Genomic DNA, 255 nt, shown 5'->3' on the forward strand with positions numbered 1-255 from the left:
AGCGATCCACCATGTACACATTCAAAACTGCCCGTTGAAGCCTGATGCTGTGCTCCCGATTCCCATCAGGAGCCCGCAGTTATGATGCGCCCCGACGCCAAAGTTGAAAAAGTCTACCTCTACCCCAAGCCTGTCGACTTCCGAAAATCCATCGACGGCCTCGCCGCCTTGGTCGAATTGGATATCAAAGTGGCGGTGTTCGACCCCGTGCTTTTTGTTTTTCTGAATCGCCCCCGTAATCGGGTGAAAATACTT

Annotated in this window: 1 protein-coding gene; it reads left to right on the top strand. The window is 52.5% G+C overall.

Features of this window, described 5'->3' with window-relative positions; all coding sequences use genetic code 11:
* Positions 1-84: 84 nt before the first annotated feature.
* The coding region (tnpB, locus tag AACY52_RS31980; protein WP_339561644.1) for an IS66 family insertion sequence element accessory protein TnpB at positions 85-255 on the top strand (171 nt) is incomplete at its 3' end.

It is taken from the genome of Pseudomonas sp. EA_65y_Pfl1_P113, assembly GCF_963970525.1.
Taxonomy (GTDB): domain Bacteria; phylum Pseudomonadota; class Gammaproteobacteria; order Pseudomonadales; family Pseudomonadaceae; genus Aquipseudomonas; species Aquipseudomonas tritici.